We start from the raw sequence: 13741 nt of genomic DNA on the forward strand, positions 1-13741 counted from the left end.
CGCCAGGACCTGGCCCTCAAATTGTCGATGACATAAGCAGTGGAACCAGCTTCTCCTTGTCGGTCTTCTGGTCGCTGACGACGCATAGCCCCAGACCTTGAGCGAGGCCTCGAGCGCGCTTCCGGACGGCGAACCGTCCGGCTTCAGCAGGATCGTGCCGGCACCGGGCCCGACTTGCTCTGCAAGGCGCTCACCATGTCGCCAGCGATGGCGCTGGCCGCAGGCCCGGAGTTCCTGTGGCGCGAGCTGGCGACCAGCCGTCTGCCCGAGGGTCTGCAGCCGGAGATGAATGCGGCGAGGGCGCGATACCGGCAAGCCGGGAAAAGAGACTGTAGTCCGCATCGCCTACCCTCCCCGCCGGATCGTGATCTCTCCTGTTTCCAGCCGACGCCGAGACGAGGACAGCGCGGTCGACATGGTAGTCGACCACCATCATGTCGCCCTTCATGCGATAAATTTACGATGCGGTTCTCGCCGCCGGAGACGACAAATAGCACCGGGCATCCTGTCCAGCGAGCGAGCGCGGAACTGGATGTGTCTTCTGCCCGTCCGAGTAGACCGCTCGGCAGCCAGCCGGCGCGGCCGCTGACGCTGTAATGGAAATTGAGCTGCTCGGCCGGCAAGCCGGCGCCCGGGATTGTGCTTGCTTCCAGCCGCGCATTGATGTCGGCGAGCTTTGTGAAACGTCCTCGGATATTCAAACCCGACGCGCGCCATATATTGGCTCTGATGCGACTTGAGCTGGATGTGATAGGTCCGCCGCGAAGTGGTGACGACCATGGACGTCACCAGCCCGGGCTCCGAAGGCTTGACGATCAGGTGGATCGCCTGCCCGCCGACCGCGCCAGACGTTGCCGGCTCGACCTTCCATCGCACGGTGTCGCCGACTAGCACGTCGCGAACCACTTCGCCGGCCTGAAGCTCGATGTCACATACCTGCAGGGGCGAGCAGACCACCGATGGCTGCACCTCACCGAACAGAAGATGACCTTGCCGTCAGGCCCCTTGGTCACGAGGCCGCGCGAACCACGCCATTGCCCGGAAATCCCGGCGCCCTTCGCTTCGTTGGCACTCATCCCTGAGCCAAGGCAGGCGCAGTGGCGGTGATAGTGCCCGCTGCGATCAGGGAGGCCGACATCAGCGCAGCCCAAATTCTTGTCTTCGTGATGATCATCGGCGTGCTCGGGCCTTTCACAGCTGGGCGGTCCATTCGAAGTCCCGCAAGTACAGACCGATCGGATTGAGGCGGATCACGCCTTCGTCCTGCGGCGGGGTCAAAGTAACGGTCGCGACGCCGCGAAAGCGGCGTACGGCCGTCTCCTTGCCCTTCCGGTCGCGCTCATATTCGGTCCAGTCGATCTGGTAGCTCTGGTTCGAGAGCGGCACGACGTTGTTCACCTCAATGGCGACGGTGGCGTTCCTTGCCTTGTCGAAGGGCGAGTTGCCGCGGAACCAGGCGTTGATCTTCTCGGTTGCCGGGTCGGAGGTGCGCAGCAGCGCATAAGTGCGGTCGATGTACTGCTTTTGCACGACGGCATCCGGTGTTCATCTCGACCCGGAAGTTCGAGACGAAGGCTGCCCAGCGTCGCGCGCACCACGCGCGGGTCCCGCAATATTCGATCTGCTGCGGGAAGCCGGTGGCTCGCGGGCCGTGCCGAGCTTGTCGACCTCGACGATGTAGGGGACGAGCTTGACCTGCGTTGCTTTGAATAGAGCCGCGTAGGACGTGCCTGATCACCGCCAGCAGCATGCCGGACGATGCCGACTATGCGCGCATGCGGCCAGCCGGCCTTCACATATGAGCCATAAGCGCTCATTCCGACTCCTGGCGGGCGGCGATGTAGGATTATCGGGCGGGGTGCGTCGGCGGCCATGCTTCAGCTTCTCCGGCTCACTTGTCCTTGCAGGGGCGACGGCGGGAGGGGGAGGCGGTGCCTCCTGCCCGGGGCTGGTTCGAGCTTGGCGTTGGGCAGCCCGCAGCAACGCAACCCGGCATAGGCGCCGGCGAAGCATGACCTTTTCCTTGGCCGCGGAGCCGGCCGCCCAGCCGGCATTGCGATGCCCGATGCCATGCCGCGCAGAGCAGCGCCTGCCAATCGAGGGAGCCGCCGGCGCGCGCCGAACTCGCCGCGGACGCGCCTGATCTCGTCGCGCTTCGCTCCGAGAAATGCCCCGCCTGCGGCCATCGTTGCGGGCCTGTCCGCCATGTCGGAGCGCCTCCATGCCGCCGGCGATTGATGCGCCCTGCACGGACGCCCTGGATGATGGGCGGCACGTACATGGCGGATGATGAACACGACGACCGAAATGCCGGCAATGGCCAGCGTGGTCATGAACTGGTCGGACGTCGCCGTCGGCGCCTCAGCCAGGCCGAGCAAGAATGTCGGAGCCGATGCGCGCGATCATCACCAGCCCCATCAGCTTCATGCCGACGCTGAACGCGTAGACCAGATAGCGGATGGCAAAATCCTTGGTGTAGGACGATCCGCCGAGGCCGAGCATGATCATGCCGGCGAGGAGCCCGACATACATCTCGACCATAACGGCAACAAAGATCGCCGCCACGAGGCTGAAACAGACCACGACGACGATCATCGCGAACACCGCGGCGATCGCCAGCGCATTGTCTTCGAACAGCCCGAACTGAGCCTGCTCGGACATCTTCGATGCGACGCGGATGCCGGCGTCAAAGATGTTGGCGGGCGAGGCCGATCCGCCATCGGCTCCGATCTGGAACAAACTGTCGACCACGCCTTGGCGAAAGCCGGACCTTGATCAAGGATGAAGGCGAAGAGGCCGATGAACCATGATGCGCCGAACCAGTTCCGCGAACCACGAATCCAGCGAGGCGGCGTTGATGGCGAGCCAGACGGCGGCGATGCCGATCTCGATCCCGGCAAGAATCCAGAACAGCGAGCGCGCCGCGTTCATGACGGTCGTTTCCCAGCCCCTGGCGGCCGTCACCACCTGGTTCTCCAGGGTGGTCAGCACACTGCCCTCCTGGGCGAGTGCCGGTACGCTTGCCAGCAGAACGAGCGCGATGGCGACGAAGGTCAGCTCGAGCGCGCAGGATGGGTTCGTCCTCACCATCGCGGCTTCATCTCCTGCCCGCCGCTTATATCGCGATCCGAATCGCCGCCGAGCAAGTCATGCGCCTTCTGACGACGGTTCTCCGTTGCGGCCGGCGTAGACGCCGCTGGCGCCGAATCTGGCGCGACGACGAACCATGCGATCATCAGGACGACGACGACCAGCGCGCCGGCGCTCAGCGCCATGACTACGATGCGGCTCACCAGCGGGGCTCCATGGTCTGGCCGCCACGAACATTCGGTGTCCCGGCGTTGAAGAACTTCTCGCGCCGCGCCTGGGCGAGGTCCTTGTCGGCCTGTTCGGACTGGAACCAAGTGCCCATCATTGTCGTCTGCTGCGAGACGAGCCCGCGCAGCTTCTGGAACTGCGCGACCTGCTGGGCAGCGATCTCATGGCCGACCTGCAAGGCCTTCATCTGGCCGTCCGCACTCTCCGACATCGAACGGAGAGAGCTCATCGTCGACTCCTCGGACGTGAACTGATCGGCCGTCAGCCCCGCTGCCTTTAGTGTTCCGGCGATGGTATCGCGGTTCGTTGTGGACCAGTTCTGATAGCTTGATGAGAAGCTCTCGCCGTTGGCGAGGCCTGTCTTGAAATCTGCAAAACTCTGGAAACGCTGTTTTCAAAACGTCGTCGGCATTGGACATGGAAAACGCGATCCCCTGCCCTTGCGCGGGCGATGTCGCGGAGGCGGTTGAGGTCGCTCTCGACCTGCCCCCAAATGTGGTTGGGCAGCTGCATCGTGTTCTGCAGCATGTTCTCATAGATACGGATCTGGTTCTGGATCTGCTCAGCCAGCTGCGAGATCTGCGTGATCTGATTGTTGATCTGCTCTGTCGACTTGCCGACCATCGTGATCAACTCGCCATTGTTCAGAAGCTGCGTCCATTCCGTCGCCTGCCCGGTTACGCCGCCCGACAGCGCGGGTGAAACGTTGAACATGCTGGTGGCAACCAACGCCGCGGCTGCGGTCCTAGCCGCGTTGAAGGATGGTTTCGGCATCGCCTATTCCTCTTTGCTGGAGCCAATGGACCGGCCAGTCGCCGCCGTGTTCGGCACTGAGCGCCTGAATACGCTTCAGGTCCTCCTTGCCGGAGGCGCCGGCGAAGGCGAGCGCGACGGGACCGAGCGCCATGTCGAACAGGCGGCGTCCGTCTGGTGAGACGACGTAGTATTCGCGCTTCGGCAGGGCAGTCGCGACGATCTCGATCTGGCGCTCGTTGAAGCCGATGCGCTCGTAGAACTCCCGCGTGCCCCGTTCGCGCGCCGCGCCGTTAGGCAGACAGATCTTGGTCGGGCAGCTTTCCTTCAGCACGTCGATGATGCCGGAACGCTCGGCGTCCGAGATCGACTGCGTCGCGAGCACAACCGCGCAATTGGCCTTGCGCAGCACCTTCAGCCATTCCCGGATCTTGTCGCGGAAAGTAGCATGGCCGAGCATCAGCCAGGCCTCGTCAAGAATGATTAGGCTGGGCGCTCCCGTCAGGCGCGTCTCGATGCGCCGGAACAAATAGAGCAGGACCGGAACGAGGCTCCGCTCGCCCATGTTCATCAGCTGCTCGATCTCGAAGGTCTGGAAAGAGCCCAGCGACAGGCCGTCCCTCTCGGCGTCGAGAAGCTGCCCCAACGGTCCGTCGACCGTGTAGTGATGCAACGCCTCCTTGACCTCGCGCAGTTGGACGCCGGAGACGAAGTCCGACAGCGACCTGCCGCTGGAATCCGCCATCAGCGCGACCTGCCGCGAGATCGCATTGCGGTGATCCGGCGTGATGGGCACGCCCTGCAGCACAACCAGCGTCTCGATCCATTCCGACGCCCAGGCCCGATCCCCCGTCCGTCGCGAGATCGGAAAGCGGGCAGAAAGCCAGGCGAGGACCACCCTCCCCTTCGGTCTCGCCGATCTCGTAATGGTCGCCGCCGGCGGCCAGCGTCAGCGGCAGCATCGAGCGGCCCTTGTCGAAGGCGAAGATCTGCGCGAAGGTGTAGCGGCGGAACTGCGCCGCAATCAGCGAAAGCAATGTCGATTTGCCGGAACCGGTCGGACCGAAGATCAGCGTGTGGCCGACATCGTCGACATGCAGATTCAGCCGGAAGGGAGTGGAGCCGCTGGCGACCAGCATCAGCGGCGGCGAGGCCGGCGGATAGAACGGACAAGGTGCTGCCGCGGCGCCTGACCAGACAGAATTGAGCGGGATCAGGTCCGCGAGGTTGCGCGTGTTGATCAGCGGCTCGCGAATATTGGCGTACCAGTTGCCCGGCAGGCTGCCGAGGAAGGCCTCGGTCGCGTTTACCGTCTCGATCCGCGCCCCAAAACCCTCGGCCTGGATCAGGCGGCGCACGGCCTCCGCCTTCTCGCGCAAACGGGCTTCGTCGTCGTCGAAGAGGACGATGACCGGCGTGTAGTAGCCATAGGCGACGAGTTGCGAGGACGCCTGCGCGATCGCGTCTTCTGTTTCGGCCACCATCATCATTGCGTCCTGGTCGACCGAGCGCGATTGCGTCTGAAAGAGCTGGTCGAAGAAGGGCCTGACCTTCTGCTGCCATTTCTTCCGAGTGCGTTCGAGCTTCTGGCGCGCTTCCTGATCGTCGAGGAAGATGAAGCGGCTGGACCAGCGATAGGTGAGCGGCATCAGGTCGAGCGAATTGAGGATGCCGGGCCAGCTCTCGGCCGGGAAGCCGTCGATCGCCACTACCGCGAGGTAGTGGTTCTCGACCATCGGCGAAAGGCCGTGATCGAACTCAGCCGTTGCCAGCCAGTCGAGATACATCGGGATCTCTGGCAACCGGATCGGATGGTTCTCGCCGGTGATGCAGAAGCGGATGAATTGGAACAGCTCGTCGTACCGCGCGATCCGGAAGCCGCCGCGCTCCTCGACCGATTGGGTCACCATGCGCCGGATCGACAGCAAATTGCCGAGATACTGCTCGACCTCGCGGATCGATGTCTGGAAGCTGTCGAGCACGGTGTCGGCATAACGCGCTGCGCGGCTCTCGCTGTCGGAATAGACATAGCGCGCGAGTCCGGAGCGCGTCTTCTCCGGGGGTCTCCAGGTCAGGATCAGTGCGTGCCGGCTCTCGTAATGCCCCCTCTCCTTCTGGAAATGCGCCTGCCGCTCGCCGTCGATCGCCAGCGTTACCGGATCGGGAAAATGGCATTGCTCGCGCGCCGGGTAATCCGACGTCTCCACACGAACCGCCTCCACCTGGATCATCCAGCCGGAGCCGAGCCGTGACAGAACTGTGTTGATCTGACGCGAGACCTCGTTGCGCTCGGCATCCGTCGAACTCTCCGAATCCGGGCCGGCGAAGTACCAGCCCGCCATCAGCGATCCATCCTTGAGCAGGATCACGCCGTTGGCGACGAGCGCGGCGTAGGGGACCAGATCCGAGAAGGACGGCCCTGAATGGCGGAAGGAGCGCAGTGCAGCCATGTCGTCGCCCTCAGAACGTGCGCCAGGGCGTCGACGTTGGCCGATAGTGCGGCCGGTACGTGACATGGCGTGCGTAGACACGGCGCATCATGGGATCGGCCTTGGCCATCATCCGTAGCGCAGCAATGACGACCATCCAGACCGCGATGCCGAACAGCGCCGAATAGAGTGTCAGCACCACGAAGATCAGGATGATGGCCGCGAGGCCTGTCAGCAAGACCAACTCGCGATCCGCGCCGATCAGGAGGTTCGGCCGCGACAATGCCCGATGGATGCGCGATCGGTCGAGGCCGGAGCCGGGAACAGAGGCGGTCTCAGACACGAGCGCCCTCCCCTGCCCTTTCGACTTTCGGTGTGAGCGCTGCATCGCCGATGGATGCGCCGGCCGCACCGAACAGAGCGACGATCTGGGTGGCGCCGAGCAGGATGCCTGCGACGAGTACGACGTATATCAGGCGCCGCGCGAAATCGTTCAACTCGCCGCCGAAGATCAGCATGCCGCCGGCGATCGCAACGGCGGCGAGCGCGATGAACCCCGCGACCGGCCCGGTGATCGATTGCTGGATCTGCTGCAGTGGACCCTCCCATGGCAAGCCACCGCCGCCAGCGGCAAGAGCCGGTTCGGCAAGTAGGCCAAGAGCAAGGGCCGAGATCGCGAGCGCGCAAATCCGTTCAGGCGACATGGCGTTCTTTCTTTCGTGAGTAGGATTCGGTCTGGTAGCGGCCGTTGGTGAAGTTCTCCACATGGAGGATGTCGCGAACGATGCGGCCCTTCGGCGCGCGCTCGATCGAGACGATCAGATCGACCGCTTCGCCGATCACCTCGCGCATCGGCTGCTGGCTTGCCTCGGCCGTAAGCTGTTCGAGGCGGCGCAGTCCCGACTCGGCCGTATTGGAGTGGATTGTCGTTACGCCGCCCGGATGGCCAGTATTCCACGCTTTCAGCAGCGTCAGCGCCGCCCCGTCGCGAACTTCGCCGACGATGATGCGATCTGGGCGAAGCCGCATCGTGCTCTTCAGAAGCCGCGCCATGTCGATCGTGTCACTGGTATGCAGCGCCACTGCATTCTCGGCCGCACACTGGATTTCTGCCGTGTCCTCCAGAATCAACAGCCGGTCGCCCGGCGCGATCTCGACAATCTCGGCGATCACGGCATTCGCGAGCGTTGTCTTCCCAGATCCGGTTCCGCCGGAAATCACGATGTTGAGGCGCGACGCGATGGCGTTGCGGATGACGCAAACCTGTTGCTCCGTCATCACCTTGCTGGCGACATAGTCATCCAGCGGAATCAACCGCGACGCGCGCCGCCGGATGGTGAAGGTCGGGGACGCGACAACGGGCGGCAGCAATCCCTCGAAACGGTGCCCGCCAATTGGCATTTCGCCCGAGATGATAGGCCGGTCGTCGTCGGCTTCCGAATGGAGCGCGTGGGCGACGCTACCGATGACGATCTCCGCTGTCGCCGCATTCATCACACCGGCGGGCGCCACGCCGTGGCCGAGTCGCTCGATGAACAGCCTGCCGTTCGGGTTGAGCATGATCTCGACGACTGTCGGATCGTCGAGGGCGACGCAGAGCTGGTCGCCGAGCGCTTCCTGCAGTTTGCGGATCAAGCGCGGATGGGAGCGAAGCGGGGCCATGGGTTTGGTCCTCGTTGCTCACACAGACTGCGCGCGGCAAGCGTCGAAGGTCGAGCCGTATCCGGCCGGACGAACGAAACTGGACTTGTCGGCGGGCAGAGAGCCCACAACGGTGGTGGTGTCACCCATCTCAGCGTGGTTTCGTGCAGCAAGGGCGAGGGCTTGCATCAGTATTGCTCCGATTCGATTTCTTTCGGAGACAACTGCCCACGATGCGGTTCTCGTCGCGACTAGCGAAAGTATGAGTGCGATTCTCGCCGCGGAGCGTGTTGAGTCGGGTCCGTAGGATAATATTGCCGGTTCACCCCGCTCAAAGGGTCAAAACACACTAGTAAATGTACTAGTCGCCCTTGGGTCGCAGCGTTCGCGAGCCAGCGCCGTATTGCATTGGATTATAACGAGAAAAGGCTCGTTTTTGAAGCGGCTGGCAGCCGTTCACGCTCGCCTCGTTAAGGTCTTGTTAACCCTATTCCGCTTGCGCAGAATCGGGATACAAGCGATGGTCACGATAATTTCCGGATTTCGGGAAAATATCGACACTAGGACATCCTGCGACGATGAGCGTGAATCTCCCCGACTCGAAGCCAGAGGCATCCTTTGCTGATACCATTCTTCAGCAGAGCAGCGAGATTTCCCGTCGTCTGGACATGCTGCGGATCGAGAACTTTCCGCCCGATGCGCAAAAGAAGCTCCGGCGCTTCTCGCTCGCTGAAGTCGCAGATTTTGTTGGTGTTTCGCCGAGCTATCTGAAGAAGCTTCACCTTCAAGGGAAAGGCGTCGAACCGCAGGTGACGCCGAGCGGCAGACGCCACTACACTGCCGCGCAGATAGAGGAGTTGCGCACTCTCCTCGACCGCTCCCCGCGTCGGCGGGAGAACGACAAGTTGCAGGTCATCGCCGTCGTCAATTTCAAGGGTGGCAGCGGCAAGACCACGACCGCTGCTCACCTTTCGCAGCATCTCGCGTTGAAAGGTTTCCGGGTTCTGGCGATCGACCTCGACCCTCAAGCGTCGCTCACTGCGCTGTTCGGCATTCAGCCGGAAATCGATGGCAATCTCTCCCTGTATGAATCACTTCGCTATGACGAGAATCGCAAACCGATCTCGGAGGTTATTCGTTCGACCAGTTTTCCGTCCTTGGATATCGCTCCGGCGAATCTCGAGCTGCAGGAATACGAGTACGAGACGCCGATTGCGATGCACGCCCAAGATTCGGTCGCTGGACGAACCTTCTACACTCGTATCGGCGGTGCCCTCTCTGAGGTGGATGATCGATACGATGTCGTGGTGATCGATTGTCCTCCGCAGTTGGGCTACCTGACGCTCACAGCCCTTGCCGCTGCAACGTCGGTACTCATCACCGTTCATCCCTCAGATGCTCGATATCATTGTCGATGACCAGTTCCTGCTTATGCTCGGTGGAATTCTGAAGAGCATAGAAACTGCAAAACGTCAACGTCTCCTTGGACTGGTTCCGATACCTGGTCACACAGCGTTACGAGCAGGAGACATACCGCAGCAGGAAATGGTTGGGCTGATGCAGTCGATGTTCGCTCGTCAGATGCTCCCGAAATCCGATGGTGAAATCAACTGCGATTTCCGACGCGGGGATTGACCAAACAAAGCCTCTACGAGGTTGAGCGATCGTCTTTCGTCCCCTCGACTACGACCGCGCACGGGGAATCCTTGGATGCGGTCAACTCCGAGATCATCCGGTCTCATCCTCACCGCATGGGGCAGGACGTCATGATCAATGAATTGTCAGCCGTACACGCGGGCCGATTTCTGGCGTCTAAACAGCGGCTTAAAGATATGGAGGCCGTAAGATGGCCCGTCGCGATATCTTTCGGAACATCAAGGGTGCGGAGGCCGATTCGCAGCAGGAGCGCGCACCGGCGCCGAGCTACGCTGCACGCGGAGCTTCACGAAACATGCTCGCCTCAATTGGGGAGCTAGCCGAGAAAGCGGCGAAAGCCGACCATTATCTTCAGGGCGCATCCGTTCTCGAGCTTGATACCGCCCTCGTCGATTCATCCTTCGTGTCTGATCGCATGGAAGACGACGACGACGGGTCGTTCCAAGAGCTTGTGAATGCGATCCGTGAGCATGGGCAAGAAACCCCAATTCTCGCACGGCCTCATCCGAAGCAGGAGGGTCGCTACGAGGCCGTCTTTGGACATCGCCGTCTCCGAGCGGCGCGGTTTCTCGGCCGCCCCGTAAAAGCTGTCATCAAGCCAGTCACCGACGTCGACCATGTGATCGCCCAGGGGCAGGAGAACTCTGCCCGCGAGAACCTGTCCTTCATCGAGCGTGCCGTGTTTGCACAGCAGCTTTTGGATCGGAGCTATGAACGCTCGACCATTCAGGCAGCCCTAACGATCGACGCTCCGATGTTGACGAGAATGCTATCGGTGACAAGTCGCGTGCCGGAAGCTCTCATAAGAGCGATCGGTCCATGCAAGGGAATCGGCCGAGATCGTTGGCTCGACTTCGCCCAAACGATCGAGAGGCCATCAAACCGGACGGCGGCGGAGGTGTTCGTGACCTCGCAACCCTTCGTCGAAGCAAAATCAGACGCGCGCTTCGATCTGCTGCTGGCAGAGTTGAAGCGCACCGACCGGCCGCGCCGGGACGGAAGTGTCAAACCGGCAAAGACCAAATGGCAACCGGAGGACAAAACCCTGTCCGCCGAGTTGACGGATTCCGGCAAGATGTTCGCGGTTTCCTTCAAATCGAAGGATGCCAGTCGCTTTGGCCGGTATCTCGCCGCGAACCTCGACCGGCTCTACGGCGAATTCAAGCAGCGTGAGAACGAGGAAAGATAGACGGAAATGTAGCGCGCAAAAGAAAAAGGCCCCCGAAACAGTGTCCCGGAAGCCCTTCTCATGAGTGGTATCTAGAGAATCGCATTTCCGAGAATCACCGTCAAGAGCTGATGAGGCTCAGCGCCGTTTCGGCGAGCAGATTTCTTTTGCCTGAACACAGGTGAAGGACAATGGAAACGCATATCTCAACGACGCCCTTTGGGCGGCGATCGATGACACTTGGCATGATTTCAAGCCAGGTCACGGCCATGGCCATGCCGGCGGGCGTATCCGTCCATAAATGGTATGTCTTCCAGAACATCAAGGAAGCCCGGATGGCTCTGGGCGCAACCGATCGCGCTCTGGCGATCCTGGATGCATTGCTGTCGTTCCATCCGGATACAGCGCTCTATGGCGATAGCGGGCTGATTGTCTGGCCATCCAATGAGCAGCTGATCCGACGGGCTAACGGTATGTCGCCGGCGACGCTGCGCCGGCATCTGGCCAATCTGGTTGATTGCGGCCTTGTCATCCGTCGTGACAGTCCAACGGCAAGCGCTTCGCCCGCAAGGGTCAGGGCGTGAGGGTCGAGCAGGCCTAATGGCTTCGACCTTTCGCCCGATTGTGGCGGCGGGCTGAAGAGTTCAAGGATCTTGCCGAGGCGGTTCGCGCCGAAGCCAAGGCCTATCGCGTGGTTAGGAGCGGTTAACCATATGCCGCCGCGACATCGTCAAGATGATCGAGACGGGCATCGAGGAAGGCGTGCCTTGCGAACTGGGGGCAGGGTGCAGCAAGAGCTACCAGTCCATCGTTAGCCAGATTCCCCGCACGGCGCCCAGGAAGGTCGTCGAGGCGATAGCGGCCGACCTCGATGATTTGTGGGCGGAGGTGCGAGACGCATTGGAATCATTCGTAAAAACAACGAATCTGACTGCCAATGAGTCTCAAATTGAGCGTCACATACAGAATTCAAAAACCCAGACTCTAAATTTGAATCTGAAAACGGCTTTCGAGAAAAGAATGAAGCGAGCGGCAACGCCGCGGAAACCGACAACGTACGAAGCCTGCCGAAGCGTGAACTGCCTTTGAGCATGGTGATGGATGCCTGCCCGAACGTGGCATGGCTGCTGAAAGGCGGTGGCGAAATCCGGCACTGGCGCGATTTCCTGGCGGCGGCCGAAGTTGCCCGGCCGACATTGGGGATCAGCCCCAGCGCCTGGGAGGAAGCGCGCATTGCCATGGGCGAAACCCAGGCGGCGATCACCATTGCCGCGATTTACCAGCGGGTCGATCAAATTAACAGCGCCGGAGGCTACCTGCGTAATCTGACGGACAAGGCAAAAGCCGGGAAATTCTCGGTCTGGCCGATGGTCATGGCGCTGCTGCGTGTGAAGCTCGATGCCTCGAAAGCTGTCGGGGGCGGGGCAGGGGAGGGCGTTGTTGAGCTCGAAACGGCTGCGAAAGTGGTTCGGACGGAACAGCGCCTGGAAATCAGCGATGCGCTGCGGCGCAGCCTCGACAAGCCAGGACGTGGATCCTGACGATCCGAGCAGAGATAGCGATTGCAGCGCTTGTTGGGAGGTGCGCCTTAGCCGATCAGGCGGCCTTTTTTTGGTCTCATGCCGGACCCGTTCGATGCTGGGTCCAAGTTGACATGTCGACGGGATCGACATGTCCGGTAATCGTTGTCGATGAAATCATGATATCGCGACACGTCCCGCCGCGAGCGTCATGGGGCGCTCGCCTGCGAGCAGTTCGCCGAGTTTGTGCAGAGGAGCGCCCTGAATATCGTTGCCCGAGCGGAAATGCTTCGTTTCCCGGCATAGACAAACGATGCGTCGATCCGGCGCAATATCCAGGCATGCATGGTGGAAGCCCCGCTCTAGCTTTGGGCGAAATGCTCCTTCTTGATCTCAATCGCCCATCGCGACCACCGGGCAGGGTAACGACGAGGTCTATTTCGGCGCCCGCCGCCGTGCGATAGAAATTCGTCCGCGCCCCTTGGGGTATGACTGCATGAACCGTTTCGACGACGAAACCTTCCCAACTCGCTCCCCGCGACGGGATGCCCCAAGACATCATCAAGCGTCGTGAGACCCAGCAAAGCGTGAAGCAGGCCGGTGTCACGGACATAAAACGCGCGGCGATTTCACCAGGCGCTTCGCCGGCGTTGCTGTGCCAGGGTTCCAGCCGGCGCACCAGCAGAAGATCAACCATGAGATCGAGATAGGATGCGACCGTCCTTGCCATCCACACACGAGCGCGCGAGCAAAGTCGGCGGCATTGAGCAGGCCAGATTGATGAATGAGCGAGCATCGTCCAGAAGCGACGCAACGTCTCGGCCGGATCCTGGGACCCAGTAGCGGGATGTCACGCTCGAGGTAGGTTCGGATGAGTCGAGGCGCAACGTGTGGCTCACGGCGTCGTTGCCGCCAAGAGGCTTTCCGGAAACCCTCCTCGACCCATAGCTTGTCGAGTTCTCCGGCTTCTACCTCAAGACCGTCGATCGGCGCGAGCTCCAGATAGGCGATCCGGCCGGGCGAGGCTCTCGCCCGACTGTTTCAACAAGTCCATGGAAGCTGATTCGAGCAGCAAAAAGCGACCGTTGCGCAGTCCTTTGCGGCGCCCGCGGTCGATCAAGCGCGAAGGTCTGGAACAGGTCGGGGACACGATGGACCTCATCCAGGATAATGAGTTTGTCCTCATGCCCGGCAAGGTAAAGCTCTGGCTCTGCGAGCTTGGCCCGATCCGCGTCGGATTCGAGATCTAGATAGAG

Annotated in this window: 7 protein-coding genes and 8 pseudogenes; 3 read left to right on the top strand and 12 right to left on the bottom strand. The window is 61.6% G+C overall.

Features of this window, described 5'->3' with window-relative positions:
* The 11 genes and pseudogenes from GA830_RS20120 to GA830_RS18535 form a co-directional block, all read right to left on the bottom strand.
* Nucleotides 1–342 (bottom strand): annotated as a pseudogene (locus tag GA830_RS20120) (hypothetical protein); the annotation flags it as partial.
* Nucleotides 343–345: 3 nt separating this feature from the next.
* Nucleotides 346–1138, bottom strand: a pseudogene (gene trbG, locus GA830_RS18490) (P-type conjugative transfer protein TrbG).
* A 53-nt stretch (nucleotides 1139–1191) separates the two neighbouring features.
* Nucleotides 1192–1881 (bottom strand): annotated as a pseudogene (gene trbF, locus GA830_RS18495) (conjugal transfer protein TrbF).
* Nucleotides 1878–3090 (bottom strand): annotated as a pseudogene (gene trbL, locus GA830_RS18500) (P-type conjugative transfer protein TrbL). The pseudogenes trbF and trbL overlap by 4 nt, the downstream one beginning before the upstream one ends.
* On the bottom strand, nucleotides 3084–3293 hold the full coding sequence (gene trbK / locus GA830_RS18505) for an entry exclusion protein TrbK (RefSeq protein ID WP_258045720.1): 210 nt from the start codon (nucleotides 3291–3293) through the stop codon (nucleotides 3084–3086). Before trbK ends, trbL begins: the two are co-directional and overlap by 7 nt.
* Nucleotides 3290–4032: pseudogene (gene trbJ / locus GA830_RS18510) on the bottom strand (P-type conjugative transfer protein TrbJ). The gene trbK and the pseudogene trbJ overlap by 4 nt, the downstream one beginning before the upstream one ends.
* A gap of 31 nt (nucleotides 4033–4063) precedes the next feature.
* Nucleotides 4064–6521: pseudogene (locus GA830_RS18515) on the bottom strand (conjugal transfer protein TrbE).
* A 10-nt stretch (nucleotides 6522–6531) separates the two neighbouring features.
* A complete protein-coding gene (locus tag GA830_RS18520) occupies nucleotides 6532–6843 on the bottom strand; it encodes a conjugal transfer protein TrbD (RefSeq protein ID WP_258045721.1) in 312 nt (103 codons plus the stop codon).
* Entirely contained in the window at nucleotides 6836–7204 is a 369-nt protein-coding gene (locus GA830_RS18525) for a TrbC/VirB2 family protein (protein ID WP_195165134.1), read from the bottom strand. The genes GA830_RS18520 and GA830_RS18525 overlap by 8 nt, the downstream gene beginning before the upstream one ends.
* Nucleotides 7194–8162, bottom strand: a complete 969-nt coding sequence (trbB, locus tag GA830_RS18530; RefSeq protein WP_195165135.1) for a P-type conjugative transfer ATPase TrbB — start codon at nucleotides 8160–8162, stop codon at nucleotides 7194–7196. Before trbB ends, GA830_RS18525 begins: the two co-directional genes overlap by 11 nt.
* An 18-nt stretch (nucleotides 8163–8180) precedes the next feature.
* Nucleotides 8181–8330, bottom strand: a complete 150-nt coding sequence (locus tag GA830_RS18535) for a hypothetical protein (protein ID WP_195165136.1) — start codon at nucleotides 8328–8330, stop codon at nucleotides 8181–8183.
* Between the two features lie 389 nt (nucleotides 8331–8719).
* Between GA830_RS18535 and repA the strand changes: the two are divergent.
* From repA to repC, 3 genes and pseudogenes are all read left to right on the top strand, one after another.
* Nucleotides 8720–9911: pseudogene (gene repA, locus GA830_RS18540) on the top strand (plasmid partitioning protein RepA).
* A 76-nt stretch (nucleotides 9912–9987) separates the two neighbouring features.
* Nucleotides 9988–10986, top strand: a complete 999-nt coding sequence (repB, locus tag GA830_RS18545) for a plasmid partitioning protein RepB (protein ID WP_195165137.1) — start codon at nucleotides 9988–9990, stop codon at nucleotides 10984–10986.
* A gap of 170 nt (nucleotides 10987–11156) precedes the next feature.
* Nucleotides 11157–12506 (top strand): annotated as a pseudogene (gene repC / locus GA830_RS20475) (plasmid replication protein RepC).
* 76 nt (nucleotides 12507–12582) lie between these two features.
* Here the strand turns inward: repC and GA830_RS20480 are convergent.
* Complete coding sequence (locus GA830_RS20480) at nucleotides 12583–13281, bottom strand: DUF4143 domain-containing protein (RefSeq protein WP_374939340.1); 699 nt, start codon at nucleotides 13279–13281, stop codon at nucleotides 12583–12585.
* Between the last annotated feature and the right edge of the window lie 460 nt (nucleotides 13282–13741).

The organism is Mesorhizobium sp. NBSH29 (genome assembly GCF_015500055.1).
Classification (GTDB): Bacteria; Pseudomonadota; Alphaproteobacteria; order Rhizobiales; family Rhizobiaceae; genus Neomesorhizobium.

Excerpts from the sequence above, each read along its gene's own strand:
- GA830_RS18535 (WP_195165136.1), bottom strand. The coding sequence starts at position 8,330 with ATGCAAGCCCTCGCCCTTGCTGCACGAAACCACGCTGAGATGGGTGAC.
- GA830_RS20480 (WP_374939340.1), bottom strand. The coding sequence starts at position 13,281 with ATGCTCGCTCATTCATCAATCTGGCCTGCTCAATGCCGCCGACTTTGC.
- trbB (WP_195165135.1), bottom strand. The coding sequence starts at position 8,162 with ATGGCCCCGCTTCGCTCCCATCCGCGCTTGATCCGCAAACTGCAGGAA.
- repB (WP_195165137.1), top strand. The coding sequence starts at position 9,988 with ATGGCCCGTCGCGATATCTTTCGGAACATCAAGGGTGCGGAGGCCGAT.
- GA830_RS18525 (WP_195165134.1), bottom strand. The coding sequence starts at position 7,204 with ATGTCGCCTGAACGGATTTGCGCGCTCGCGATCTCGGCCCTTGCTCTT.